The organism is Kineobactrum salinum, assembly GCF_010669285.1.
Lineage (GTDB): Bacteria > Pseudomonadota > Gammaproteobacteria > Pseudomonadales > Halieaceae > Kineobactrum > Kineobactrum salinum.
The window spans coordinates 772,843-798,498 of sequence record NZ_CP048711.1 but is presented as its reverse complement, the minus strand read 5'-3'; the positions used below and the strand labels follow the sequence as shown (position 1 = coordinate 798,498).

The 25,656-nt window shown below is 61.1% G+C and carries 21 protein-coding genes; 12 read left to right on the top strand and 9 right to left on the bottom strand.

Annotation, left to right across the window (positions count from 1 at the left end; all coding sequences use genetic code 11):
- The first annotated feature begins 6 nt into the window (after positions 1-6).
- From G3T16_RS03490 to ilvB, 4 genes are all read left to right on the top strand, one after another.
- Positions 7-1,152: an alpha/beta fold hydrolase gene (locus tag G3T16_RS03490; RefSeq protein WP_163493849.1), complete on the top strand. Its 1,146-nt coding sequence runs from the start codon at positions 7-9 to the stop codon at positions 1,150-1,152.
- Entirely contained in the window at positions 1,152-3,005 is a 1,854-nt protein-coding gene (locus G3T16_RS03485; RefSeq protein ID WP_163493848.1) for a DUF885 domain-containing protein, read from the top strand. Before G3T16_RS03490 ends, G3T16_RS03485 begins: the two co-directional genes overlap by 1 nt.
- Before the next feature lie 31 nt (positions 3,006-3,036).
- Positions 3,037-4,182: a YkvI family membrane protein gene (locus G3T16_RS03480; protein ID WP_163493847.1), complete on the top strand. Its 1,146-nt coding sequence runs from the start codon at positions 3,037-3,039 to the stop codon at positions 4,180-4,182.
- A gap of 167 nt (positions 4,183-4,349) precedes the next feature.
- Positions 4,350-6,206: a biosynthetic-type acetolactate synthase large subunit gene (gene ilvB, locus G3T16_RS03475; RefSeq protein WP_163493846.1), complete on the top strand. Its 1,857-nt coding sequence runs from the start codon at positions 4,350-4,352 to the stop codon at positions 6,204-6,206.
- Between the two features lie 20 nt (positions 6,207-6,226).
- On the opposite strand, the gene G3T16_RS03470 is transcribed toward ilvB, so the two are convergent.
- Positions 6,227-7,246: a DUF1611 domain-containing protein gene (locus G3T16_RS03470; protein WP_163493845.1), complete on the bottom strand. Its 1,020-nt coding sequence runs from the start codon at positions 7,244-7,246 to the stop codon at positions 6,227-6,229.
- 1 nt (position 7,247) lies between these two features.
- Entirely contained in the window at positions 7,248-8,336 is a 1,089-nt protein-coding gene (locus G3T16_RS03465; protein WP_163493844.1) for a YkvI family membrane protein, read from the bottom strand.
- A 330-nt stretch (positions 8,337-8,666) separates the two neighbouring features.
- Here G3T16_RS03465 and G3T16_RS03460 point away from each other — a divergent pair, with 330 nt between their 5' ends.
- The 5 genes from G3T16_RS03460 (at position 8,667) to G3T16_RS03440 (ending at position 14,013) form a co-directional block, all read left to right on the top strand.
- On the top strand, positions 8,667-9,164 hold the full coding sequence (locus G3T16_RS03460) for a MarR family winged helix-turn-helix transcriptional regulator (RefSeq protein WP_163493843.1): 498 nt from the start codon (positions 8,667-8,669) through the stop codon (positions 9,162-9,164).
- A 140-nt stretch (positions 9,165-9,304) separates the two neighbouring features.
- Positions 9,305-12,151, top strand: coding sequence for a TonB-dependent receptor domain-containing protein (locus G3T16_RS03455; RefSeq protein WP_163493842.1), 2,847 nt, complete (start codon positions 9,305-9,307; stop codon positions 12,149-12,151).
- A 130-nt stretch (positions 12,152-12,281) separates the two neighbouring features.
- Positions 12,282-12,794 (top strand): hypothetical protein, encoded by a 513-nt coding sequence (locus G3T16_RS03450; protein WP_163493841.1) that lies wholly within the window; start codon positions 12,282-12,284, stop codon positions 12,792-12,794.
- Positions 12,755-13,132 (top strand): hypothetical protein, encoded by a 378-nt coding sequence (locus G3T16_RS03445; protein ID WP_163493840.1) that lies wholly within the window; start codon positions 12,755-12,757, stop codon positions 13,130-13,132. Before G3T16_RS03450 ends, G3T16_RS03445 begins: the two co-directional genes overlap by 40 nt.
- Positions 13,087-14,013: an amidohydrolase family protein gene (locus G3T16_RS03440; RefSeq protein WP_163493839.1), complete on the top strand. Its 927-nt coding sequence runs from the start codon at positions 13,087-13,089 to the stop codon at positions 14,011-14,013. The genes G3T16_RS03445 and G3T16_RS03440 overlap by 46 nt, the downstream gene beginning before the upstream one ends.
- Positions 14,014-14,025: 12 nt before the next feature.
- On the opposite strand, the gene G3T16_RS03435 is transcribed toward G3T16_RS03440, so the two are convergent.
- Genes G3T16_RS03435 through G3T16_RS03425 form a run of 4 tightly spaced genes read right to left on the bottom strand, consistent with a single transcriptional unit; the run spans position 14,026 to position 19,160 of the window.
- On the bottom strand, positions 14,026-16,425 hold the full coding sequence (locus G3T16_RS03435; RefSeq protein ID WP_163493838.1) for a patatin-like protein: 2,400 nt from the start codon (positions 16,423-16,425) through the stop codon (positions 14,026-14,028).
- A gap of 26 nt (positions 16,426-16,451) precedes the next feature.
- Complete coding sequence (locus tag G3T16_RS21635) at positions 16,452-17,081, bottom strand: FAD-linked oxidase C-terminal domain-containing protein (protein ID WP_232059436.1); 630 nt, start codon at positions 17,079-17,081, stop codon at positions 16,452-16,454.
- Entirely contained in the window at positions 17,081-17,851 is a 771-nt protein-coding gene (locus tag G3T16_RS21630) for an FAD-binding oxidoreductase (RefSeq protein WP_232059254.1), read from the bottom strand. The genes G3T16_RS21635 and G3T16_RS21630 overlap by 1 nt, the downstream gene beginning before the upstream one ends.
- Complete coding sequence (locus G3T16_RS03425) at positions 17,841-19,160, bottom strand: amidohydrolase (RefSeq protein ID WP_163493837.1); 1,320 nt, start codon at positions 19,158-19,160, stop codon at positions 17,841-17,843. The genes G3T16_RS21630 and G3T16_RS03425 overlap by 11 nt, the downstream gene beginning before the upstream one ends.
- A gap of 202 nt (positions 19,161-19,362) precedes the next feature.
- Between G3T16_RS03425 and G3T16_RS03420 the strand changes: the two genes are divergently transcribed.
- Entirely contained in the window at positions 19,363-20,106 is a 744-nt protein-coding gene (locus tag G3T16_RS03420; RefSeq protein ID WP_163493836.1) for an SIMPL domain-containing protein, read from the top strand.
- Between the two features lie 327 nt (positions 20,107-20,433).
- Here G3T16_RS03420 and G3T16_RS03415 read toward each other — a convergent pair whose 3' ends face one another.
- Together G3T16_RS03415 and G3T16_RS03410 are read right to left on the bottom strand one after the other, a co-directional pair.
- A complete protein-coding gene (locus tag G3T16_RS03415) occupies positions 20,434-21,159 on the bottom strand; it encodes an anti-sigma factor family protein (protein ID WP_163493835.1) in 726 nt (241 codons plus the stop codon).
- 17 nt (positions 21,160-21,176) lie between these two features.
- Complete coding sequence (locus G3T16_RS03410; protein ID WP_232059253.1) at positions 21,177-21,641, bottom strand: RNA polymerase sigma factor; 465 nt, start codon at positions 21,639-21,641, stop codon at positions 21,177-21,179.
- A gap of 235 nt (positions 21,642-21,876) precedes the next feature.
- Here G3T16_RS03410 and G3T16_RS03405 point away from each other — a divergent pair, with 235 nt between their 5' ends.
- Positions 21,877-23,535: a S8 family serine peptidase gene (locus G3T16_RS03405; protein ID WP_232059252.1), complete on the top strand. Its 1,659-nt coding sequence runs from the start codon at positions 21,877-21,879 to the stop codon at positions 23,533-23,535.
- Positions 23,536-23,613: 78 nt separating this feature from the next.
- On the opposite strand, the gene G3T16_RS03400 is transcribed toward G3T16_RS03405, so the two are convergent.
- Complete coding sequence (locus tag G3T16_RS03400) at positions 23,614-24,549, bottom strand: surface lipoprotein assembly modifier (RefSeq protein WP_163493833.1); 936 nt, start codon at positions 24,547-24,549, stop codon at positions 23,614-23,616.
- Between the two features lie 310 nt (positions 24,550-24,859).
- Here G3T16_RS03400 and G3T16_RS03395 point away from each other — a divergent pair, with 310 nt between their 5' ends.
- Positions 24,860-25,651: a TSUP family transporter gene (locus tag G3T16_RS03395; protein WP_163493832.1), complete on the top strand. Its 792-nt coding sequence runs from the start codon at positions 24,860-24,862 to the stop codon at positions 25,649-25,651.
- Positions 25,652-25,656 lie beyond the last annotated feature (5 nt).

The following is a 25,656-nucleotide window of genomic DNA, read 5'->3' as shown; positions in this document are numbered from 1 at the left end:
CGCGTCATGAAACGGTCCGGTAATAGCCGATTTGTCCCTGTCTACCAGCGTGCGGGCGTATTCGTGGCCATGGTCTGCTCTCTCGTGCTGATCGCGCAAGCCGTCAGGGCAGATGGTGACGAAGCGGCAGCAATGCTCCAGCAAGCCAGAGATATCATTGCCGATGCTCAGCAACTGACATTGCCCTCGGGGATCGACGAGGCAATGCCGGTTGCACTGGGTGGAACCCGGCAATGGATCTCAGTGCGGGGGCGAGATCGCGATAATCCAATTCTGCTATTCGTTCACGGAGGACCTGCATTTCCGGAATCACCGGTGAGCTGGTTTTATCAGAGGCCGTGGGAGGACTATTTCACGGTTGTTCAGTGGGATCAGAGGGCTTCGGGCAAATCGGTCGCGCTGAACGACATGGAAACGGTTGCCCCGACGATATCGATCGAGCGAATGGTACAGGATGGCGAAGAGCTTGTAGCGTTTCTTCGCCAGCGCTACGGAAAGTCCAAAATCTTTGTGCTGGGCCACTCGTGGGGTTCGGTGATCGGTCTCGAAATCGCCCGTCGCCATCCCGAGTGGCTGTATGCCTATGTCGGCATGGGGCAGGCGATCAACGCAAGGGAGAACGAACGTCTGGGATATGAGTTTGCGCTGCAAGCTGCCATCGACGATAAGAATGACACAGCGATTGCCGATCTACAGTCAATTGCGCCCTATCCTGCGCCCGATGGTTCCCTGAACGTCAGGCATATCCTTTTACAGCGCAAATGGCTTATTCACTACGGCGGCATGACCTGGGGGCGTGAAAACCTGGCCTATGAAAAACGGCTTGGGCTCCTTTCGCCGGATTATACAAAGACTGATACGGCAGTCGAACAAGCTACGAATATATCATTGCAGAAGTTGCTGCCGGAGCTGGCGAGCATGGATTTCAGTCATGTTGAGCGCATAGATTGCCCTGTCGTTATATTGGCAGGCGAGCACGACTATGCCACGGTCACAGCAGTGGCCAGAGAGTGGATTGAAAAATTGCAGGCACCGGCAAAGACATTTGTCCTGTTTAAAGATACCGCCCACATGATCCAGATGGAGGCCCCCGGCAAGCTGTTGATGCATCTGGTCAATGATGTGAGACTCTTTGCGGAAGAGCAAGAGTAATGACCTCATCATATGAGCGGCTGTCCATGTCCCGACGGCACTTTCTGTCGGGCATGCTGGCAGCAGCAATTGTTCCCGGGGCAATGGGCAGGGCGAGTACTCCAAGTGAGAGTAGCGATCTGGGCCGGGTACTTGAGCTCATCTTCCGGGAACGATTGCAGATGTTCCCTGAGCTTGCTACTTATGTAGGGCTGGACAAGGGGGATAACAGTGGCTTAAAGCACCGCCTCAATGACTATTCCCTGGAGGGGAGGGCTGCCCAAAAGGGCCAGGTGAAGCAACATTTGCGGCAGCTTGCTCAACTGGATACTGCGGCCTTCAGTAGTGAAGATGTCATTAATTTCGAGGCAGTGACTGCGGCTTTGAAGTCCGAAGAAGCCGTCGGCAGTCAGTTTTCCTATGGCTCGCCAACGTCGCCTAAACCCTATGTAATCAGTCATCTTACTGGCGCCCTGAATTCGGTGCCAAGTAAGCTCGACGAGCGCCACACTATTGCTTCCCGGGATGACGCTGAAGCGTACCTCAATCGTCTTGAGGCGTTTGCGAATGCGCTGGAAGACGAACTGGGCTGCTTGAGCCATGACGTGGCACAAGGCGTTATTCCTCCCGACTTCGTACTGGCGCGCAGCATTGAACAGATGCAGGCTTTTGTTGCCGAGCAACCCGCAAGCTCGATACTGGTTGCCGGTTTGAGAAGGAAGCTGGCAGATTCGGGTCTGGACGGTGATTATCTAAACAAAGCAGAGCGCATTGTGGATAAATCGATAATGCCGGCGGCCTCCAGGCAACTCGAGGCTCTGACGGCGCTGGCCGGACGGGCCAAGGCAGACGCCGGTGTGTGGCGTCTTCCCGGGGGAGACAAGTACTATGAGGTGAGCCTCGCCAACCATACCACGACGAGACTTGATTCGGAGACATTGCACCAGATGGGTCTCGACATGGTCGCTGACCTCGGCGCGCAACTGGATGAGAGCCTTGGCAAGTTGGGGATGGGCAGTGGAACGCTCTCGGCGCGAATATATTCATTGCTGTCGGATCCGACACTTGCAATGCCAGATACGGAGCAGGGAAGGCGCCAGTACCTTGCCGCGATTGAGAAGAAAATAGCTGAGATTTCCCGGCGGATGCCGCGTTTTTTTCATGATATTCCCGAGACTCCGCTGGATATTCGCGCTGTGCCGCCGTTCCTTGAGGCCGGCGCGCCCGCGGCATACTACGAGGATCCGCCTTTTGTTGGTGAAGGCCCCGGAGTCTTCTACATCAAACTGGGAGATTTGGCGAGCGCTCCTTTGTGGCTGATCACGACCACGATATTTCACGAGGCGCTGCCCGGACATCACCTGCAGGTGGCATCGCAGATGAACATCCATTCTCTTCCGGCAATACGAAAGATCCTTTGGTCGGCAGGCTATGGTGAAGGTTGGGGGTTGTACGCAGAGCAACTCGCGGATGAACTCGGCATTTACGAGGATGATCCGCTTGGGCGGATTGGCTATCTTCTTACGACGATGCTTCGGGCTTGTCGCCTGGTGGTCGATACAGGACTGCACGCCAAGCGCTGGGGGAGGGAGCAAGCTATAGCGTGGATGGCAGATCAGGGTGGTTTACCTACCGGTTTGGCCACCAACGAGGTTGAGCGGTACTGTGTGTGGCCAGGTCAGGCATGCAGTTATATGGTGGGAAAGGTGGAGTGGTTGCGATTGCGCGCGTACGCAGAACGGCGTCTCGGCTCCAGATTCGATATCAGGGATTTTCATTCCGCCACGATTTCCATTGGTGCCGTACCTTTGACGGTTTTGGCAGACGTTGTGGAGCGGTATGTGCAGCGGACGCTGCAGTCACCATCCGCTTGAAAACATAACAACACAAAGCGGGACGCTGGTGATGGCAAGGCAGGCAATACTATCGGGTAATCGGGATCTGTTCGGTCGTTTTATTCTACCAGGCTTCGTGTTCAAGGCTGCTATTATAGGTGGCGGATATGCGACTGGCCGGGAAATGGCTACCTTCTTTTTGCCCAGTGGACCGCTGGGTGGACTGTTTGCCATCGGGACCGCGCTTGTTGTATGGAGCACTGTTTGTGCGCTGACCTTTCTATTCGCCTACGTTACGCAAGCCCGCGATTACCGGACATTTTCCCGGCGTCTGTTGGGCCCGTGCTGGTGGATATTCGATGCAGCCTTCTTCCTGGCAATGATCCTGTTTCTTGCCGCTTTTGTTGCTGCGGCAGGCTCTGTTGGGACAGCGCTGTTTGATTGGGGAGTGCTGGGAGGCAGCCTGTTGCTGATGGGATGTATTATGCTGGTAACAGCATTTGGCAACACTATGGTTGAGAACGTTTTTCGCTACACTTCGATATTCCTCTACGCCACCTACATTGTGTTTTTCATCCTGGCGATATCGACATTTGGTTCCAGCCGGATCGTGGACAGCCTGTCGGCAAACGTGCCCACAACCAATTGGTTTGTAGGTGGGCTGACCTTCGCTGGCTACAATATTATTGGCGTCATCCTGGTGTTGCCGGTGACTCGTCACTTCAGGTCGCGACGCGACGCGGTTGTGGCTGGTGTGCTCGCCGGCCCGATGGCAATGATACCAGGTCTTTTATTTTTTCTTTGCATGACTGTGTTTTACGCGGAGATTGGCAATGAAGTTCTGCCATCGGATTTTCTGTTGTTACAGCTTGATCAGCCGATTTTTCGTCTGGTCTTCCAGTTCATGATTTTCGTTGCCCTTTTTGAGAGCGGTGTTTCAGTGGTGAATTCCTTCAACGAGCGCGTGTCGCATGCCTGGAGTGAGTACCGGGGCACAGAGTTCAGGCCTGGCATCAGACTCGCAGTCACTGCCCTTGTATTGGCTGTATCATTATTCATAGCCTACCGAATAGGGTTTGTGGGGCTGGTTGCCGATGGCTACCGTTGGGTTGCCTACATTTTCTTGTATATCTTCGTCCTGCCGCTTTTGACGTATGGTGTCTGGTTTCTAAGCCGCTCTGGTCGTAGCGCTGGAAGGGTCGGGCGAACCGACTGATTCAGTGGCTGGTGGCCACTTGCAAGGCTGCATTAATCATTCCAGGTATAGGGTGTTAAGGGTATGAAGCATGCGATAAATGTTGCTTCCACGGGGAAATTTGGATAATAATTCAGGCCCGGAGGCAGTACATTGTGTGCTCCACCAACGACGCCGGACACCACCCCATGAGCTCAGAGAACGTCACCTACGCCAACACCGCCACCGTCAGTGGTGGCGCGCTGGAGGACATCCTGCCCGCGCAGCGCCAGGGTGCGCTGCGCGGTGCGCAGTTGCTGGCGAAGGCGCTGCAGGCAGAAGGAGTGGACACGCTGTTTGGTTATCCGGGCGGTGCCAATCTGGAAATTTTCGACGTCCTGTGGGAATACGGTATCCGCTGCATCCGCACCGAACATGAGCAGGGCGCGGTGCATGCGGCCCAGGGTTATGCCCGAGCCAGCGGCAGGGTTGGGGTCTGTCTGGCCACCTCCGGTCCCGGTGCGACCAATCTGGTAACGGGGATCGCCGATGCCAACAGTGATTCGACCCCGATCGTCGCGATTACCGGCAATGTGCCGTCTCATCTGTTGGGGAAAAACGCATTTCAGGAAGTGGATATCGTCGGCATCACCCGGCCCATCACCAAGAAGAACTATCTGGTGGGCAAGGTTACCGAGATTCCGGAGGTGGTGCGCGAGGCTTTCGCGCTGGCGGCGGGCAACAGGCCGGGTCCGGTCCTGATCGATATTCCCAAGGATATCCAGCAGCACTATCCCCGCGATCCGGAGGGCAACCATGTGCCGCCGCGGATTCCGGCGGTGGTCGAAGCGCCTGAAGCGGCGATCGGGGGCCTGTCCGGCAACCAGCTGGAGGAGGCCTGCCGCCTGATCCGCGAGGCACAGCGCCCGGTGATATACGCCGGCGGCGGCATTGTTTCCGCCAATTGCGCGGACCTGTTGCTGCAGCTTGCGGAGAAGCTGCAGTGCCCGGTGACCACCACGCTGATGGGCCACGGCGCCTTTCCGCCCGGCCATGAGCTGTCCCTGCATACGCTGGGCATGCACGGTTCCAGATATGCCAATGTGGCAGTCAATGAGGCGGACCTGGTGATCGCCGCCGGCGTGCGGTTTGATGACCGCGTGACCGGCAAGGTGGATGCGTTTATTGCCGAGGGCAAAGTGATCCATATCGATATAGACCGGGACGAGCTGAACAAGAACAAGACCGTCACCCTGCCCATCTGCGCCGATATCCGGCTGGCGCTGGAGCAGCTCTGCGCCCAGGCCGAGTGCGGTGAACACGGCGGTTGGCTCACCTACCTGAGCGGCCTCCGGCAGCAGTTTCCCTACACGGTGCCACAGGGCGAGGCGATCAGTCCGCAGTTTGCGATCAGCCTGCTTGACAGGTTGACCGGGGGCGATGCCATCATCAGCCTTGGGGTCGGCCAGCATCAGATGTGGGCGATGCAGCACTATCAGCCGCGCCATTCACGTTCCTTCCTGAGCAGCTCGGGCTTCGGCACCATGGGCTATGGCCTGCCGGCCGCCATCGGCGCGAAGATCGCCTGCCCGCAGCGCCAGGTCATCGATGTCGACGGTGATGGCTCCCTCAACATGACCATCCACGAGCTGGCCACCTGTCACCGCTATGGTATCGGGGTCAAGGTGGTGGTAATCAACAACCAGTGGCTGGGGATGGTGCGGCAGTGGCAGGACATGATCTACGAGGGCCACCGTTCCGGCTCCGATCTGTCCGACCCGATGGCAGTCAAGGCCGCCGGCGACAGGGATATCTACCCGGATTTTCCGCTGCTTGCCTCAGGTTACCGGGTACGCTCGGAACGGGTGTCGGAGCCGGACCAGCTGGAGGCCGCCTTCGTGCGCATGCTGGCAGACCCGGAAGAGCCTTATCTGCTGGATGTGATAGTGGCCGCGGAGGAGAATGTCTACCCGATGATCCCTGCGGGCGGCAGCTACCGGGATATCATCATGAGCGCGGCAGACATGCCGGCAGGATCGCGGCAGCGGCAGGGCAGCAATGTGTGATACAGGCCAGCATGCTGCGCTCAGCCGTGGAGTTGGCGCAGGTAATCAACGATTGCGCCGGTGCCGTCTATCAGCGGGTCGACACAGGGCAGATCATAGCGGGCGGCAAGCTCGCGAAGATAGGCCGCACGTTCACTGGCAGGCAGGGTCGAGGTGTTCACACTGATGCCGGCACAGCGGATATCCGGGTTTGTCAGCGAACCGGTCCGGATGGTGCCGCTGATCACTTCCCCGATGCTTGGCACCCGATAATGCTCCCAGCCCGATATGTGTTCGCGTCCCGCTTCATGGCAGACAATGAAAGCATCCGGCTGTGAGCCGAGCAGCAGGCCGTGGCTGACCGGTGCATAGGCGGGATGAAACAGGCCACCCTGGCCCTCGATGACATCCCAGTGAGCCGGACTGTTGTCCGGGGAAAGCAGTTCGGCGGCACCGGTCAGGAAGTCGGATACTACGGCATCCAGGGCAATGCCCTCACCGGCAATCATGATGCCGGTCTGTCCGGAGGCGCGAAAGTCCGCGTTCATACCGGCCGCACGCATGTCCTTTTCCAGTTGCAGCGCCGTGTACTTCTTGCCCAGGGCACAGTCAGTACCGACGGTCAGCAGCCGCAATCCCCCGCGTTTCTTGCCGCTTCCCACTGGCAGCTTTGCCGGAGGCACCCTGACGTCCACCAGCCGGGCTCCGCCGTTCGCCGCGGCGGCAGCAAGCTCTGCACTGTCACCCAGATGGCTGTGAAGGCCGGCGACAATATCGAGTCCCGCTGCAGCGGCAGCAGCCAGTGATGTCTGCCAGTGGGCGGGCATCTCGCCTCCCACTGCCGCGGTGCCGATGACCAGCGACCCCACTCCGGCTTCGACGGCTTCGGCAATGCTCATGTCTGGCAATCCCAGATCGGCGGTATCAGCGGTGAGCCGGAACTGACCGACGCACAGTTCAGGCCGCCAGTCGACCAGGCCGGCGCCGGTCTTGACATAATTCTTGCGGGATTCATCGCCCACGAAAATCAGGTAGGGCGTCCGCAGTGAGATCGTTTGCATGTCAGTTTCCTTGGAGAGAGAGACGGTGTATTTTCCACAGACCCATGGTAAGTAATGGCACGATGAGGACGGCAATGAAGACATAGGTCAGGAAGCCATAACCGTGGGCGATGAGGTCGACGATGCCGATTTCGGTGGCGCCGTAAACAGATACCAGCAGCAGACCGCCCGCAATCAGTGGCCGGGCAAGGCGTGGCAGCGTGTGACCGCTTTCCCGGGCCTGTACGTCGATGCGCTCATTGATGGAGTGAAGCAGGCCGGTGCCTGTCTCGACGAAGGTGCCGAACACCACCAGTTGGAACAGCAACTGCAGCCACGGAGTGTCCAGCTGCGCCATCAAATAGAGTGCGGGCACCGGTTGCTCGGCAATTTGCGGGTACTGGGACATCATCGCAAGATAGAACATGAAGGCCGGTATCACGGCAATTGCGCCGGTAATCATACCGGCACCGACCGCCTGCCGCCTGCTGGTGAGCAGCGCCATGCAGAACAGTACTGCCGGCAGGTTGATGTTGTAGCCCGCGTACCGGACGCCATTGAGCAACCAGCTATCGCCCCCTGCGTCGGCGGCGAGTGTGGTCTGGATGGCATCTCCGTAGTCGATGAAAGTGATGATGAACAACGCCAGATAGACCAGGTAGAGCAATACCGACCAGAATGCCAGCGCCCTCTGGATGACCGCTGAACCGAGGAAGGTCAGCAAGCCCACCAGGACCATCATGACCACTGTGCCGACGGTCGCCGGAACTCCCAACAGGGTGAGCACCAGCTCCCCGGCTGCCGAGCCGACAACCGCCAGTATCAGAATGACCAGTGCAACATAGGCGACTTCATACAGGATCCAGGCGGGCCCCAGCAGGTGCTTGCAGAAGCTGCGGTAGTCAAAGGAGCGGGTAACACGTGCGAACTCATAGGCGGCCGACATTACAATGCTGAATGCGGCACCGGCAACCAGGATGCCCAGCAGCCCGCCCACGGGGCCCGATGGAATGAAGAACTCCACCAACTCGCGGCCGGTGGCGTAACCGCCACCGATGATCACCGACTGGAAAATGAGTCCGGGAAGAATGTATGCCCGCCAGGATCTCATCTCAGTGCGCACTGGCCGGAGTGATGTCCGGCCGCCCTATCACATTGCCGGAACGCGGCAGTGGCAACTGCGGCAAAGCAGTAGTTCGGTAATGGTTTTGCTATAGTCAACGTCATTATTGTGTCGATCCCGGCCAAGGAAGCCCGATCTGGCTTGCGCTCATGCCTGTCTGTTCGTTAAATGTTAATCTGGATGTGACGGAAAGAGCGTGCCATCCATGCCGGGGCGAACGTTAGCACAAGCATGTTGTTGTGACAACGATACAGGCTATCACCGAAGGCAGTGAACTGACAATGAGGACCGCGGCGAAGTCCGCAGCGAGGAGACACAATGCGCCTAGCGCCACTACCCAAAGTAAAGAAAAAGCAGCTCACCGAAGGGATGGACCCACCCGCGCACATCAGCTACCAGATCACGGTTGCCGCCAACCTGATGGCCTTCGGCAGCAGCGTCAGCAACGTAAAGCGTTTTGGGGTCAAAACCCGGGAATGGCGGGTGCTGGGCTGTTTGATGCAGGCCGGCCCGGCAACCGCGAGTGACATCGTACGCCTGATTCAGCAGGACAAGGGCAGCGTCAGCCGTGCCATTACCGGGCTGGAGCGCGAGGACCTGGTGGGCAAAATTCCCAACTATGCCCACAAGAACAGCCCCTACATCTGGTTGACGAACAAGGGGCGCAAGCTGGTTGATCGCATATATCCGGTTTTCATCGAGCAGGCCGAGCTGTTCACGGACGGGCTGACCGACAAGGAAAAGAGGGAGTTGTGCCGCCTGCTGGACAAGTTGAAAAACAACGTCGAGCGGGTGCGTCTCGAACAGGGTATCTAAAGCCATTGCACATTTTTTGGGATATGTTGTCATAACAACATTCATGTGCTACCTTTTTCTCCGGCATCACCAAATCCTGCCCCTCCGGTGTGATGTGTCCGGTGGGGAAGGGTAGATCAAAAAAGACAATGGAGAGCAGTATGACGGGGAAAGCATTCAGACCGACCCGCTTGGCGCAGTTTTTGCGGGAGCAGGCCAGCAGCGCAACAGTAGTGTCAGCAGCGGTTGTCGGCAGCGCCTTAATGGCCGCCAACAGTTTCGCCCAGGAAGAACGGAACATGATGTTGGAGGAGGTGATCGTTACCTCCGCGGCCACCCGCCTGCAATCCGGATTTGAATCCCCCAAACCGGTGACCACGGTCAGCCGGGAACAGCTGGACGCGAGGGGGCTGGTGAATGTCGCCGATTTCCTGAACGAGATACCCTCCTTTACCGGCTCGGCGACGCCGGCCTCAACCACCCTCTCTTCCAGCCTGAATGGAGCCAACCTGTTGGATCTACGCGGGCTGGGTCCCAACCGTACCCTGGTGCTGGTGGACCGGCGCCGGTTCACTCCGACCAACGATACCGGCGTGGTCAATCTCAACGTCATACCGCAGGCTTTGATAAAGAATGTGGAAGTGGTCACCGGCGGGGCCTCGGCCCAGTGGGGCTCCGATGCCGTCGCCGGAGTTGTGAACCTGCAGCTCGACCGGAATTTCGAGGGTGTCAAGGTCGATACCCGTTACGGCCAGGCGGGGGAGGGCGATGCCGAAACCGATTTCCTGTCGCTGGCCTTCGGGGTTGCCAGTGAGGATGGCCGCAGTCATCTTGTGGTCGGCGGTGACATGGAGGACCACGCCGGTGTCATGGACCAAAGCGACAGGGACTGGGGCAGGGAGCGCTGGGGCGTCGTCGGCAATCCGCTCGACACCGGACCCAACGATGGCATCCCGGCACGCTTGATTACCCGCAATGTAGTGCTGGGTCTCGGCACAGCCGGTGGCTACCTGCCGCTTGCGCTCGGCAACCACCCCGCGGTAGCGCAGACCCAGTTCGGTCCCAACGGCGAGTGGCTGCCCTACGATATCGGTGAATTTCCGGCGCCCGGCGCGTTCGCGGCCCTGCCCTTCCAGGTAGGCGGGGACGGCGACCCCTTCGGGGACCCGGCCAGTCTCTCCGCCCCCTACGACCGCAAATCCCTCATGGCGATCGGCAGTCACGACCTGACCGAAAACATCACCGTTTTTGCGGAAGCCTCCTGGGGCAAGTCTAATTCGAGGAACGATACCGTACTACCCTGGAGCCTGATCGGCGGTGGCCCGGATGTGATTGCGGCCGACAATCCGTTCATTCCCGAGCCGGTGCAACAGGTGATGGCGGAAAACAGCATTCCCCAATTGATCATGGGCCGGTCGAACCGCGACCACGGTCCGATCATCTCGGATACTTCCAATGAAACAACGCGCTTTCTCGTCGGCCTGGAGGGGGAGTTCCGCGAGCACTGGAGCTGGGAGGTTTCCGCTGCAACCGGCAAGACGGAGGCCCGGGCGTTGCAGTTCAACAACGTCATCACGGCCAATCGCAACGCCGCGATCGATGCAGTGCGTGACCCTGCGACCGGCGAGATCGTATGCCGGGCCAATGTGGGTGGTGCCAATGGCGCGCCGGGCTGTGTGCCGATGAACCTGTTCGGCGACGGCGCTCCCAGCCAGGAGGCGCTGGACTACATCCACGGCACTGCGACCCTGCATTGGGACGTGCGCCAGAAGGTTGTTGCCGGCTCCATGTCCGGGGAGCTGATGGAGCTGCCTGCGGGCCCGCTGGCGCTGGCATTTGGCGCCGAATATCGAGAAGAGAGCTCCTCCACGATCTCCGACAAGACTGCCGAGGAAGGAGGTTACTTCATTACCAATGTCGTGCCGCTTGAAGGGGAATACGATGTGTCGGAGGTCTTCCTGGAATTGGGGGCCCCGCTGCTGGCAACCGGCAACGGCATGCGGCTTGACGTCAACGCCGCTGCCCGGTACACGGATTACAGCACCAGCGGGGGCGAGAATACCTGGCAGTTTGGCGCCACGTTCAGCCCCTACAGCGATCTTACTTTCCGCGGCACTGTCTCGCGCGACATCCGTGCTCCCAATATCGGCGAACTGTTTCAAAGCTCGCGCCTGTTCTTCCAGAACCTGACCGATCCGTTCGGCGGAGGGTCAAAACTGATACAGGTTCCGGAGGGTGGCAACACCGAGCTTACTCCCGAACAGTCCGATACGGTGACGTTCGGCGCCGTGTACCAGCCCGCCTGGCTGCAGGAACTGAGCCTGTCGGCAGACTGGTACAAGATAGAAATAGACGATGCAATCGGCGCCCTGCCGGCACAGACCATCGTCGATACCTGTTTCGAAACCGGCGCCCTTTGCGAACTGGTGACCCTGCAGGATGGCGAACTGTTCCGGGTGCAGGAGAATCTGGTCAATATTGCCCAGCGCAATGTCGAGGGTGTCGATCTCGAAGCCGTGTACACGCCACCGGATGTCCTGGGCGGTGCGGTGTCGATACGCTGGCTGGCCAGTTACGTGAAGGAACAATCCTTTTCGCCCGATGGCGTCAACGTGGAGGATGATGCCGGCGTGGTCGGCCCTGACGCCGCTGGCCGCGTCCCGACACCGAAATGGCGCTGGAATTTGTCCGGCAACTACCAGCGGGGCCCGCTGGGGCTGACTGCCCAGTTGCGCTACGTAGGCGGCGGCGACTTTCTGGCCAACCAGACCATAGAGGACATCAACGACAACGATGTGGACGATGTCTATTACGTCAATCTCTCGGCCCGCTATGATGTGCCCTTCGGTGAGGACGGCAACGTGCAGGTGTACGCCGGGGTCAATAACGTCTTTGATGAGGATCCGCCGGTCGCGCCGCTCGATTTTGTCAACAATCTCGGCACCAATAATATCCTTTACGATGTCATCGGCCGCTACTTCTTTGGCGGGGTACGGTTGAGGTTCTGATGTTGCGCCGCGCGCGGGAGCCAGTGGATCCTGCGCGTTTCAGGGCACTGTCATGATGGCGTGATCCGGTGTCAAAAAGTGCCTGCCTGTGAAGGGCGGGCCAATATAAACAGTTCAGGGAGCAACTATCATGGGGTTAATTGCTATTCGTCGAGGTCTGGTTCTGACTACTCTGCTGTTGGGTCTGGTCGCCTGTGCAGAGCGCTCCGATCCGTCCCCGGCAGCGGAGCCAGTCGCGACCGCACCGGTGTACGACCTGTTGTTGAGCAACGGCACAGTGGTAGACGGCAGCGGCGCGCAACGCTATACCGCCGACGTCGCCCTGTCCGGTGGCCGGATTGCAGCGATAGCGGCGGCCGGTGAGCTGGATCCGGCGACGGCCCGGCAGGTCCTGGATGTCAGTGGCAAAGTGGTCGCGCCCGGCTTCATCGATGTGCACTCGCACGCCGACTGGGCACTGGATGATCCCGCGACTGCGTCCATTGAGGGCTTCCTGCGTCAGGGCGTGACTACCGGTGTGTACGGTGTGGACGGCTCTCTGGGTCTCCAGCGCATGCGTGATTATGCCGCCCTGGGGGAGGAGGGGGCATGGGGATCAACTTCATGTCCTATATTGGCCACAATGCTGTACGCAAGGAGGTGATGGGCATGGCCAGCCGGGCTCCGGAGGAGGATGAGCTGCAGCGGATGCAGGAGATTGTCAAGGCAGCCATGGAAGAAGGCGCGCTCGGCCTGTCCAGTGGTTTGATGTACCTGCCGGGCAGTTACGCCAGCACCGAAGAAGTCATCGCGTTGGCAAAGGTGACCGCGCCTTACGGTGGCCGCTATGATTCGCATGTGAGAGATCCGGCAAACAACCTGCTGGACTCCCTTCAGGAATGTCTCGATATCGCCCACGCCGCGGGGTGGATGCCCATCCAGGACATGTCAAGGCAGTGGCCGCCGCGAACTTTGGCAAGGGCCCCGAAATCGTCAGCCTGATGGAAGCCGGTATGGAACGTGGCCAGAATGTCACCGTCGATATGTACCCCTATGACGGTGCGGCGACGGCGCCGCTGGTATTGTTGCTCTACCCCGGGGACGATGAGCGCGGCACGGCCCTGAAAGAAAGACTCGCCGGCATGATGACCGGGGAGAGCGAGGACGATGACTCCCGGGAGCAGTTGACCGCGGACCTGCGTGAGTACTGGCGGGATATTGCATCGCAGCCGGATCTCCTGGCCCAGGCAAGGGTTGCCACCGAGGAGCCACCGGAGGGCCTCTACAGCTGGATCGATGTCGTGGGGTACCAGTCGATGCGTATCGTGGTCAGCGAGCAGGAGGAGTACGAAGGACGCATGGTCACCGAGCTCGCGGCCGAGCTGGACCTGGCCCCGTTTGAGCTGTACCGCCAGCTGATTGTGGAGGAGGGAGACCGGGCGATGGTGACCCTGGGTGCGATCCAGGAGGCGGACGTGCGGGTTGTCATGCGCCAGCCCTGGGCCATGATTTCATCCGATGGCGCGGAGGTCGATCCGCAGCATCCACGTGGGCGTGGCACCTTCCCCAGATTGCTCGGCCGCTATGTGCGTGAATGGGGCGCGCTGGACCTCGAGGAGGCGGTGCACAAGATTTCCGGCCTGCCAGCCCGCTATCTGAAACTGGCCGATCGTGGGCTTCTGCGCGAGGGCGCCATCGCGGACGTGGTGGTATTTGATCCCGAGACGATAATCGATCGCGCCACCTGGGCTGAGCCGACTCTCTATGCAGAGGGTGTTGAACACGTGTTTATCGGTGGCGAAGCTGCCCTGTCTCACGGCGAGCCAACCGAGCGCAGGCTGGGCCGGTTTATCCCGTATACTGCCGCTGCCGACCCCAGCTGAAAGCTGGTCGGTTCAAAGGGCGCGGGCTCGGGTTTCCAGCTCCGCAATCAGTTCGCTGGTCTCCTGCAGGTGCGGAGCCTCCGCCCGAAGGATGGCCAGAAACAGCTGCTTCTTGGTCTCGGTCAGGTCGAGTCCCGCTGCCACGGCCTCCGGTGCCGCGCTGCCGACAATGTCCACCAGCCGTTCGGCCGCGGTGAGCCGGCCCCAGAGATAGTCATTTTCGCGGAAACGGCGTGAGAAGAACGCGCCGAAATTGCTGAACTGGACACCCTTGAGGATGTCCCGGGCGCCGCCCTCGCGCAGCGTGTTGGCATCGTCCACCGCGATGCGGTCGACCTTGATCTCCTCCAGCGCGTCCACACCCCGGCTGCTGGTCATCGGGAAGGTGAGCACGTCATAGTAGGCGAACCCGAAGTAGGTCGTGAGGATCTCCCGTATCAACGCAATGTCGGCCACCTCGCCGCACCATTGCGCCATTTCCTCGTCCAGGGCCTTGTCGAAGGCCACCAGATCGAGGCGTTCACGCAGCTGGACCAGAAACGCATCCACCGGATCGTCCTGTGCAGGCAATTCCTCCGCAGCGACTTCGGGGCTGCTGCCGTTGAGTTGCCCACGCAGCTGTTCAGCATGGTCATACAGGCGTGATTTGAGCCGGTCTAGATGGACGTGGAGCTCACATACGCCGCTGGCCAGCGGGTCTGTGTACAATTCATTGCTGCGGCGGATCAACAGCAGCACCCGGCGCAAGCGGTAGCGGATATCGTAGTTGCGCAGGAAGCGAACCCAGGGTGCGACTTCCTGGTGACGGGCACTGGTGGCGGCCTGGCCGATGGGCCGGATGCGTTCCCTGCGCGCCCAGGCCTGCATGCATTGCACGGCCTCCGCCGGGCCTGGGGCTCGCCCACTGTGCTGGAACTGCTCTGCCAGTTCTTCCAGCAGCCCCAGTACCTTGAGCCGCGCATAGCCTTCATAGGCATAGCCGGCATCGACGGCGGCGCGGGTATTCGCGGTGCGGCGCCAGCGGGCAATGGCGCGCGCGTTCGGTGGCGCGCTCAACCCGGCATCCAGGATCGAGCCCATCGTGGCCAGTACCTGGCTGCGGACCCCATCCGCCACCTCCCGGTGCAGGTGGACCTGCTCATTGAATTGCGCGATCCACTCGAGATCGTCGCGGATTGGCTGCTGCCGCGGGATGTTGGACAGGGCCCCCGCGATGGTCTTGAAGAAACCCGGAATTTCGTGGTCGATTTCCCGCGCCACTTCCGGATTGGGTTCGAGGTAGACCAGGCGGCGATCGGTCTGGCGGTGGGCTGCATGCCGCTGTACCGCGTTCAGCGCTACCGACACCGGCTTGTTCATCAGCACGCTGCCGTCGATGAAGGCGGCGTCCTCGGCGTCTTCACCGTGGCGCCGCGAGCTCTTGAACTGGGTTGTGATAAAGCTGTCCCGGCCCTCCCAGGGGCATTCGCGCTGCCGCAGCAGGTCGTCGATTTCCGCCAGCCGTGCGGGAGGGAAGGCGCCCGGAAAACTGCTGGTGGCGCGGGCAGCAAACGCCAGGGAAGGCAGCTGATCACGCCCCAGCATGGAGGCCTGTTCGCCGTTGCGGGTGGGCTGATGGTGAAAGTGGAAGATATGGCGGTGCTCACGCTCCTGCACTGTGGGCGGATCGTGCAGCGGAATGGTTTGCGGGTAGCCCCAGAAATCGGTGGTGGTCACAAACAGGTCCAGTGGCTGCCCCTGCGGTAGCAGTGAGCGCTGCTCGCCGGCTGACTCGGTACCCATGGATTCCAGCGCGTCCAACATCATCTCGCTCATGCGCGGGCCCGAAAATGGCGGTTCGAACCAGCGCGAGCGCATGAACAGCGACAGGTTGTCCAGCACGGTTGAATCCTGGACTGTGTTGCCGAGGCGGCGGGCACGCCGGCGCTGCTGCAGTCCGGCCATCCAGAACAGCGGACGCATGTAGACTTTCGACAGCCGGGTGGCGCGAGCCTCAGGGTCCAGCAACTGGTCGACATCCGCCAGCTCCAGCCACAGCTTGCGGTGGCTGTCCAGGGACAGGTCAAAGGCCAGTGCCCGCGCCAGCATGATGCCATTGATGCCACCCGCAGAAGCCCCGGCGATCACGTCGACCAGGACTCTCAACCGCAGCTGGCCGCCGATTTGCTGCAGCAGGCGAAAATACACCGCTTCGGTATCGAGCTCGCCGCGGTGATCCACGGTATCCGCGTAGCTTGCCGTGTCGGCCACCTCCCGGGCGACCCCGTGGTAGGCGCGCGAGGCGCGCACCAGCTTGAGAATCTCCCGGGTAATCCCGTGCATGTAGACCGCAAGTGATACTCCGCCGTAGCACACCAGGGCGAGCCGCAGTTCCCGTTCCGGAACCGGCCCCGAGCTTTTGTCGGCCGTCATCAAGCGCTCTCCTTTCGCCTGCGGCTTTACACTACCTTGCCGGGATTGAGTATGTTTTTGGGGTCCAGAGTGGCTTTCAGGCTGCGCATCAGCGCCAGTTCAACGGGCGAACGGCTGATGCCGAGGTAGGGCTTTTTTTCCAGACCAATGCCGTGCTCGGCCGATACCGAACCCCGGAATGGCGCCAGTGGCTGGTAGACGGCATCCTCAACGAGTGGCCGCAGACGCTGGTAATCCGCTTCCGGCAGCTGCACACACAAATGCAGGTTGCCATCGCCGAGATGACCGAAAATCCACAAGTGGTGGGGGCCCAATTGCGCCTTCAACGTTGCCGCGAGATCGGTGGTATAGCGTTCCATCTCCTCCAGCGGCAGGGAGATGTCAAACACCACCGGCAGCCCGCCATTGAAAACCTGGGCGACATCGTCGCGCAGCGACCAGAAGCGTTCGCAGTCGGCCTCCGACCGGGACACTGCGGCGTCGACGATCAGCTCCCCGTGGTATGCCTCCTCCAGCACGCGACTGAAGCGTTCCGTATCCAGCTCCGGATCGGCCCCCTGGCTTTCCACCAGAACATAGAACGGATAATCCTGGGGGATCGGCGGCAGGCCCCGCGCGGGCGCGGTGCTGACCAGCCGGTAGAAGTCCTGCCACATCACCTCGAAGGCCGACAGGGTGCCCCCAGGCCGCGATCCATATGGCGCAGGAACTGGCTGAGCTGGTCAAAACCCGGGCAGGCGACGAACGCCATGTTGTGGGTCAGGGGTTTTTCCCGCAGCCGCAGAACCAGCCGGGTGATCACCCCCAGAGTGCCCTCGGAGCCGATAAACAGCTGTTTCAGGTCATAGCCGGCATTGTTCTTGAGCAGGTGGTTCAGCGAAGAGACCACGGTGCCGTCGGCGAGTACCGCCTCCAGTCCCAGCACCATGTCCCGCATCATGCCGTAGCGGATGACCCGGTTGCCACCGGCATTGGTGGCGGCGTTGCCACCCAGCGTGGCGCTGCCGCGGGCGCCCAGATCCAGCGGAAACATCAGATCGTGTGCGTCGACCGCGTCCTGCAGCGTTTGCAGTATGACGCCGGCCTCTACCGTGGCGGTACGCTGTTGCGGATTGACGGCCTCGATCTGGCGCATGCGTTCCAGCGACACGATCAGCTGATCGGGGCCGGCATCGGCGCCGTGGACCAGCCCGGTAAGGCCGCCCTGGGTGACGACGCTGACGTCGTTGTCGTGGCAGTAGCGCAGCACCCGGGACAGTTCTCCGGTGCTGGCTGGACGCGCCAGCGCGGCGGCCTGCAGCGTGTCACTGCGCCACAGGCCGGCGGCGCGGGTCGAGGTTTCCGCCGCGTCCAGTACCGCACTGTCGCCCAGCAGCCCCCGCAGGTCCTGTACCAGGTTGACTGGAAGTGTCCGCTCAGCCGTCATCTGCGGTGCCAGTGCGGCCGGCGTAGTCCAGCGCGAAGCCCACCAGGGTGCGGACCCCGGTGATCAGGGCGTCCTCGGTGACGTCAAACATCGGCGAGTGATTGGAGGGGCGCTGTTCCCGGGGCACATCGGGGTCGCCCACGCCCAGCATCAGGAACAGGCCGGGTATCCTTTCCTGGAAGTAGGAAAAATCCTCGGCGCCGGTGATCAGGTTGCCCTCCCGGACACGGTCCCTGCCGGCGGCCCACACCAGCGTCGGCATCATCTGCTGCAGCAACTGGGGGTCGTTGCCGGTGACCGAGGTTGCCTTGGTGATTGTTACTTCGGCAGTGGCGCCGTTGGCCTCGGCAATGGCGTTGACGGTGGTCCGCAGCCGCTCGTGCAGGCGCTCGCGTTCGCCCAGGTCGAAGGTTCGAATCGTGCCCGCCATGGCTACTGTATCGGGAATGATGTTGCCGCGCACACCGCCCTGGATACTGCCGATGGTAATGACCGCGGGACCGCGGGTAATATCCAGGTGGCGTCCCGGAATACCCTGCAGTGCGCTGATGACCTGGCCGGCGACATAGACCGGATCCACCCCCAGCCAGGGAGAGGAGCCGTGGGTCTGGCGCCCGTTGATCACGATCTCAAGAGTGTCCGCCGCGGCCATGAAACTGCCGCTGCGATAGACCAGTGAGCCGCTGTCTTCGGGCCAGACGTGCAGGCCGAGAATGGCCTCCGGGGCAGCGGGGCCTTCCAGGACCCCCTCCTCGATCATCAGCGCTGCGCCGCCTTCTTCACCGGCTGGCGGCCCTTCCTCGGCCGGCTGGAAGATGAACTTCACAGTACCTGCCAGCTGCTCGCGATGTTGTGCCAGGACTTCCGCTGCGCCCATCAGCATCGCCACATGGGCATCGTGACCGCAGGCGTGCATTACCGGCACTTCCTTGCCCAGGTATTCGCCGCGGGCCTGGGAGGCGAAGGGCAGCCCGGTCTGTTCCTGCACTGGCAGCGCGTCCATGTCGGCGCGCAGGGCGATTACCGGCCCCGGTCTGCCGCCCCGCAGCGTGCCCACCACGCCGGTGTGGGCAATGCCGGTTGCCACCTCGTCCAGGTCGAGTTCGCGCAGGTGCTCCGCGACTTTCTCCGCGGTGCGGAACTCACGGTTGGAAAGCTCGGGGTTGGCGTGAATATCACGTCGCCAGTCGATGACCCTGGGTTCAACCGCGGCAAATGCGGTCTCCAGGTCGGAACGATCTCCGGCGGTGGCCGGGAGTGGGCCAAAAACGGCCAGTGCGGTGGCGAACAGCAGGTGATGGCAGCGCATGATCGGTCTCCTTGAGTGCCGCCGAGTGTAGCGCCTGAGAGCGTTCAATAACAGGGGCGGCCCCATCTGAAGCCTGGCGCTTGCCGGCGATCTGCAGGACAATATCTGCCAACATGGCACCGACAGGTGCAGCCAAGCGCCTCCGTTTGCCTGGATCACAACCGGGCGCAATGTCGCGCCCCAAACTGCGGGAGTTACAAGAATGATCATTCGGGAAGCTTCTGGATTGAAAACTGCGCTCGCCGGCCTGCTGGTACTCGCCGCGCTGGCGGGGTCCCACCCAGCCGCCGCGGCCGAAAGCGAGCCCCAGCCGCGTCTGCGGGTCACGGGCGAGGGCACTGCCAGTGTCGAACCCGACATGGCGTTGCTGCACCTGACAGTGACCCGGGAAGGTGACAGCGCCCGCGCGGCGCTGGACGCCAATTCTGCGGCAATGAAAGAAGTGCTGGCGGCAATGCGGGCCCAGGGAATCGCAGGGCGCGACCTGCAAACCGCGAATTTTTCCATCGAGCCCCGCTACCAGCACCAGCCACGCAACCAGTCGGGTGTGCAGGAACCGCCGCGCATCGTCGGCTACATGGTCCGCAACAGCCTCACGGTACGGTTGCGGGACATTGCCCGCCTGGGAGCGGTTCTGGACGAGTCGGTCAGTCTCGGCGTCAATGAAGGCGGCAATATCCAGTTCCTCAATGATGATCCGGCCGAGGCCATGACCCAGGCGCGGCAGCAAGCAGTGCGTGACGCGCTCGCCCGCGGCAGGACCCTGGCCGAGGCCGCCGGGGTCAAGCTGGGCCGGATCCTGGAGATATCGGAGCGGGTCCGCCAGCAGCAGCCGATGCCGATGGCTCGAATGGCGATGGAGAAGGCCTACGACTCGGTACCAGTTGCCGTCGGGGAGAACAGTTATCAGGTGATGGTCGACGTGGTGCTGGCCCTGGAGCAGTAATTTGTCACATATTGTGGAAGTGTCACTGAAAAAGGGAAATTCCCTGGAATAAGCCGGGGTGTTGCCGCGTCATAAGACATGAAAGTGGAGTGAAACACCATTAGAGGCGGCGGCGCTGTGCCGTTTGGGTAGGTCCGGGGGCTGTGAATGCAGTCCTTGGGCCGGGCATCCGTCGCCTGCCTCCATTTTCGTCGGGGCATTCTTTTTGTTTGTGTGATCGCCAGGTGGTGCTAACCAACCATTTGGAGTCTGCAGACAATGAAATATGTCGCGATGCCTCTACACAGGGAAGGGGACCGCTAGCCCCCCAGCCCTGAATGACAGGGCTTACTGCCAGTGATTGGCAATAAGCCCTGATTCCTTCTCCGCACCTGCCGCGACATCACTGGCTTCGGCCGCAATGAAATCCGCAATCGGGTCTGAATCATTGGCGCTGGCCGTGCGATAAACCGACTCGCCGTTATCCATTGCAGCTTCTTCGACCGTCACCCTGGGCTCCCAGTGACCGCCGTCACGACAGGCCACGCCGTGCACTGTGCGTGCATCGCTTGCCAGCAGATACTCCCGGCACCAGCTGCCATCCCGGGAGGGGAAGCTCAGCAACCCGCGCAGCTGGCGTCCATCGGCCAGCTGGTCCCAGCCGGCAGCGCGCGAGGGGGTGGTTTCCAGTGCCGCGGACAGCAGCGTGTCCGCCGCGGGATGCCGCTGCTGTTGCCACTGGGGTGCCAGTACCAGTCCCAGCGCGAGTATCAGCGAGGCCGCGATCGCCACACTGGAGCGAAGCCCTGTGCTCCAGCGCTTGTGGCGATGAGGCAGGGGCAGAATCCGCTCGGGCTGGGGTTGCAACAGCTCGCGAATCCGGACCGGTACCCGGGCGCCGTCCGCGCTGTCTCCAAACGCCAGTTGCAGTGAGGCCTGCAGTTCCCGCAGCTGGAGCAGTTTGCTGGCCAGCAACGGTTCCCGCGGCAGGCGCTGTTCCAGTGCCCTGACCGCAGCAGCGTCTAGCTCGCCATCGAGATAGGCGGAAAGCAGTTCGAAATCCTGATTTGACATATGCAGTTCCAAGCGCGTTAACCTTTCCCGTTGTCCCGGGTCTGTAGCAGTTGCTGTCTGGCACGGGCGATCCGGCTCATGATGGTACCGACCGGAACCTCCAGAATTGCCGCTGCCTCGGCATAGCTTTTGCCCTCCACTGCCACCAGGGTCAGTGCCAGGCGCTGGTCCACGGGCAGCGCATTCATCGCCACTGCCACCGCCTCTACCGCCCGCTCACCGCTGGCGCTGTCCTCGGCGGAAGGTGCCTCATCCGTATTCCAGGCTACCTGCTGTGGATAGCGCTGTCGCACCTCCCGGGACCGCAGTTCATCGATCCAGGCATTCTTGCACACCCGATATGCCCATTTTGTGGCGTCGGCATCGTCGGGCATTCCCTTGTCCAGTATCCGTTCCACTGTCACCTGCAGCAGATCGTCGGCGTCGGCGGCAGTCCCGCTCAGAGACAGGCAGAACCGGCGTAAATTGCCTAATTCTGCCATCAGAACGTCTCGCTGTAGATGACTCAGCGATGGCATAATATTCCTGTTAATTGGTAAGACGGTCAGCTCTGCGATTCTATTCCATCCAGAGGAATTATTCGCGCCCTGATTCGTCCTATAATGAAGCAACATGACCCGAATGGTGGCTAAAGTGCAAGATCTTCCCGCAAGCGCCGATTCTCCTCCACGCTCTGCGTATCCCTGTCGCGGGTCCGTGGCGGCGCGATCCGTCTGCGTGGCCCTGTTGCTGCTCCTGCCGCTGGTGGTTTCGCCCGCCCGCGCCCAGGTGCCGTGTTGCATGGTTGAGGAAGAGATTGAGGACACTATCGAGGACGATATCATCGAGGACGTCGAGGGTGATGTCGAAGACGATGTCGAGGACCGGGTAGACCAGAGTGTCGGCGAAACGATAGAAGACTCGATCGAGGACACGATACAGGATGTGATCGACGACAGTGTGGAGGAGTCGGTCGAGGAGACCGTGGCGACCACGGTGGAAATGTCGGTGGAAACGGCGGTGGAGGATGCCGTCGAAAGTACCGTCAGCACCGCGGTGGAATCCTCGGTAGAAGAATCGGTGGAGGATTCGGTTGAGCAGTCGGTGGAAGAGTCCGTAGCGGCCACCATGGAGGACGATGTCGAGGGCTCTGTCGAAGATTCTGTTGAAGAGTCGGTCGAGGACTCGGTTGAAGAATCGGTGGCCGAGACGGTAGAGGAATCGGTTGAAGAATCGGTTGAAGAGTCGGTGGCCGGTACAGTGGAGGAGTCGGTCGAAGACTCTGTCGAGGATGCGGTCGAGGAAAGTGTGGCGGGCTCCGTCGAGACGGCGGTGGAAGATGGCGTGGCGACCTCTATCGAAGAAAGGCTGGAGGCGGAGATTGACAATATTCTCGACGATATCGAAAGTCAGCTCGAAGTCGACGAGAGCCGTATTCACACCGAACAGTGGCTGGTCATGGCAGAACCCCAGGTTTTCCAGGAGCTCGCCGACAAAGGCTATCTGTTCGATCGCCTCACAGACCTGCCTGGAATGGGGTTGCAACTGGCCGAAGTGGAGGCGCCTTCCAGTTTCGAGATCTATGAGGTGCGCGAGGGCGTGATCGATGTGGTCGGGAGTGGACGGGCGGAAGTGGATCTCAATCATTTCTACACGGCCGGCTCGCCGATCCAGCATAGCGTGGAGGGCAGCGGCCCCCGCAGCCTGATGCCGTTGCCGGAGGATACCGCACAGTTGCCACTGCGGCTGGGAATGATCGACAGCCAGGTCGACACCAGTCACCAGGCATTGGTGGCAGCTAATATCGAAAGCCGCGCGTTTGTCCGGGAAGACGCGGTTCTGCCAAGTTTTCACGGCACTGCGATCGCCTCCATCCTGACCGGCGATGACGGCGCCTACCAGGGCCTGGCACCCGCCGCCCGGCTGTATGCCGCGGCCGTATTCGAACAGGATGATGCCCGGGGTGAAATCGCAAGTACCGTGAGTCTGGTGCGCGCGCTGGACTGGCTGATGTCCGCGGGGGTGGACGTGGTGAATATCTCACTGGCCGGGCCGCCCAACCGGCTGTTGGAAACCGCGTTGGAGCGCGCTTCAGCGAAGGGTGTGCTCATTTTGGCGGCAGCCGGAAACGGCGGGCCCATGGCGCAGCCGATGTACCCTGCAGCCTACGCGTCGGTGATAGCCGTCACGGCGGTGGATGCCCGCAGCCAGGTATTCCGGCTGGCGAACCGGGGCAGCTACCTGGATCTGGCGGCGCCCGGGGTCGGCTTGCGGCACGCCCGCAGCGGCGGCGGCTACGCGACTTCCTCCGGGACCTCGTTCGCGGTACCGTTTGCCGCCACCCTTGCGGCCCGGTTGCGGCACCTGTCCCCGGCAGCGATATTCGCAGGGTTCTGACTGACGAGGCCGAGGACCTGGGTGCTCCCGGTCACGACGAGATTTACGGCTACGGCTTGCTGCGCGCCGGCAGCTGAATTACCAGCGGTAACGGTAGCGGGTGCCGATCACCGCCTGCTCGTAGTCAGTGAAGATGAAATTGGAATCATAGTCGCCATAACTGGTATAGAACTGCAGCGCGCTCTGTTCAGACAGCGGCAGTTCCAGGTCCACCTGCCAGCGCTGGCGCAGGTCTGAGCGGGACGCATCGATACCGGGCGTAATACCGGAATATTCCCGGTCCTCGAAGCGGTAGGCAAGCTCCAGCTTGATCATCCTGGCACCGGCCTCGATACGGCGTACATGGCGCAATTTGCCGCCGTGGGCGCGGTAGTCGAGGCGGGTGAGCGTGGCGTCCTCGCGCTTGAAGCGGTAGCCTGCATTGAAATAACTGCGCAGGCCGCGGGCAAAGTAGTAGACGTCCAGCTCCGCGGCCTGAATGGTCGCGTTGCGATCACTGCGTTCGACAATACGTTTGTCTGACCATACATAGGCGGCTCTGGAAAACCATTTTTTGGTGATGAAACCTGATAAGGACGGGGAGGCGCGGTACAGTTCCAGAAAGCCGTCCCCATCCAGACGCGAATTGACATAATACAGCGACAGTCCCGTATCCACGAGCTGGCGCCTGTGGACAAGGCTGGCGCCGACGATATGGGTCTGGCGGTTGAGGTGGGAATACTCCTGGTAGGACTCCTGGCTGAAGTCGTAGTTGATGGCGATATCCGTAGCCCGGGTCAACTGCTTCTTTACCCCTATCTTGCCGTCCAGGGTGAGGGCGTAATCGCTCTTGTTGCTGGTGATATCCAGCTCGTCCACTGTGACATTGCTGTCGTACTCTGCACCAATTGCCACTTCGGCCGAATAGCGGGCCGGTGGCAGAGCCGGCTCGGCCTCTGTCGGCAGGCAAGGTACTGCCGAACAGCAGGTAGTGATGGCCACCAGCCAGCGCAGAGCAGAATGGAAACGGTACATGCCGGGCGTCCTGATGGCCGTCGGAATAAAGGCAGCAGACTAACCAAAGCTGTTGGCCGCCACAAGCATTGATCGGCTTTCCGTCCTGTTTTTGGGGCCAGCAGAGCTCCGCTGTTTGCCCCAGGGACGTATTGGGCGCAAAATGCCGCCATCGATGCCACTGCTGCCTGCCCTTGATTCACGGTTACCGGACAACCCGCCATCTGCCGCCATTGCTGCCCGCGATTGACTTCTGTGATCCAGTCATTCGCGAATACAGGGTCTTTGCCTGGATGAAATCCGCGTTGCAGCCGGTGCCGGAGGGAGGGCATTGACCGACCTTCTCCTGTGGCAGTATCTGGTGATCGGTTTGCTGTTCGTCTGGGGTGGTTTCGTGCGTTCGGGGCTGGGCTTTGGTGGCGCGGTGCTCACTCTGCCGTTCCTGCTGATGGTACACAATGCACCGTTGATCTACCTGCCCATCATCGCGGTTCACCTGCTATTTTTCTCGGCGCTTACGATACTGCAGGCGCAGTGGCGTGCCCGCCGGCAGCCGGATTCCCCCGCAACCCGAACCACCGTGAACTGGCAGTTTCTGCGCTATGCACTGCTGCTGATGCTGATTCCGAAGTTGATCGGGGTGGCGGGGGTGATCACGCTGCCTGCCACCGTGGTCAGCAGTTTTATTTTTGTGGTAGTGGCGATTTACGCGGTCAGCTACATTCTGCAGCGACCGTTCAAGAGCAACAGCCGGACTGTCGATGCGCTGTTCATGGTGCTGGGTGGCTACGTCAGCGGTACTTCCCTGATCGCGGCACCGCTGGTTGTGCCGGTGGCCGCCAGCCGGGTGGCGCGCCACGAGTTGCGCGATACCCTGTTCGTACTGTGGTTCGTGCTGGTGGCCATCAAGCTGGCGGCTTTTGCCTGGTCGGGAATCGACCTGCAGTGGCGTGCGCACCTTTGGTTGCTGCCCTGCGCGGCGGTTGGCCATGTCATGGGCCTGCGCTTTCACGACTACAGTCTGCGCGCCGACACCGGGTTCTTTTTCCGCGTACTGGGCACAGGTCTGCTCGCCGTCAGTCTCGCGGGACTGGGCCGGATGCTGGCCCAGGGGCTGGGCTAGTACTA

Bases quoted from the DNA above. Each gene is read 5' to 3' on its own strand.
- G3T16_RS03445 (WP_163493840.1), top strand. From the start codon at position 12,755: ATGTCCTATATTGGCCACAATGCTGTACGCAAGGAGGTGATGGGCATG.
- G3T16_RS03400 (WP_163493833.1), bottom strand. From the start codon at position 24,549: ATGTACCGTTTCCATTCTGCTCTGCGCTGGCTGGTGGCCATCACTACC.
- G3T16_RS03410 (WP_232059253.1), bottom strand. From the start codon at position 21,641: ATGGCAGAATTAGGCAATTTACGCCGGTTCTGCCTGTCTCTGAGCGGG.
- G3T16_RS21635 (WP_232059436.1), bottom strand. From the start codon at position 17,081: ATGTGGCAGGACTTCTACCGGCTGGTCAGCACCGCGCCCGCGCGGGGC.
- G3T16_RS03420 (WP_163493836.1), top strand. From the start codon at position 19,363: ATGATCATTCGGGAAGCTTCTGGATTGAAAACTGCGCTCGCCGGCCTG.
- G3T16_RS03425 (WP_163493837.1), bottom strand. From the start codon at position 19,160: ATGCGCTGCCATCACCTGCTGTTCGCCACCGCACTGGCCGTTTTTGGC.
- G3T16_RS03480 (WP_163493847.1), top strand. From the start codon at position 3,037: ATGGCAAGGCAGGCAATACTATCGGGTAATCGGGATCTGTTCGGTCGT.
- G3T16_RS03485 (WP_163493848.1), top strand. From the start codon at position 1,152: ATGACCTCATCATATGAGCGGCTGTCCATGTCCCGACGGCACTTTCTG.
- G3T16_RS21630 (WP_232059254.1), bottom strand. From the start codon at position 17,851: ATGACGGCTGAGCGGACACTTCCAGTCAACCTGGTACAGGACCTGCGG.
- G3T16_RS03435 (WP_163493838.1), bottom strand. From the start codon at position 16,425: ATGACGGCCGACAAAAGCTCGGGGCCGGTTCCGGAACGGGAACTGCGG.
- G3T16_RS03470 (WP_163493845.1), bottom strand. From the start codon at position 7,246: ATGCAAACGATCTCACTGCGGACGCCCTACCTGATTTTCGTGGGCGAT.
- G3T16_RS03450 (WP_163493841.1), top strand. From the start codon at position 12,282: ATGGGGTTAATTGCTATTCGTCGAGGTCTGGTTCTGACTACTCTGCTG.
- ilvB (WP_163493846.1), top strand. From the start codon at position 4,350: ATGAGCTCAGAGAACGTCACCTACGCCAACACCGCCACCGTCAGTGGT.
- G3T16_RS03460 (WP_163493843.1), top strand. From the start codon at position 8,667: ATGCGCCTAGCGCCACTACCCAAAGTAAAGAAAAAGCAGCTCACCGAA.
- G3T16_RS03415 (WP_163493835.1), bottom strand. From the start codon at position 21,159: ATGTCAAATCAGGATTTCGAACTGCTTTCCGCCTATCTCGATGGCGAG.
- G3T16_RS03455 (WP_163493842.1), top strand. From the start codon at position 9,305: ATGACGGGGAAAGCATTCAGACCGACCCGCTTGGCGCAGTTTTTGCGG.
- G3T16_RS03490 (WP_163493849.1), top strand. From the start codon at position 7: ATGAAACGGTCCGGTAATAGCCGATTTGTCCCTGTCTACCAGCGTGCG.
- G3T16_RS03465 (WP_163493844.1), bottom strand. From the start codon at position 8,336: ATGAGATCCTGGCGGGCATACATTCTTCCCGGACTCATTTTCCAGTCG.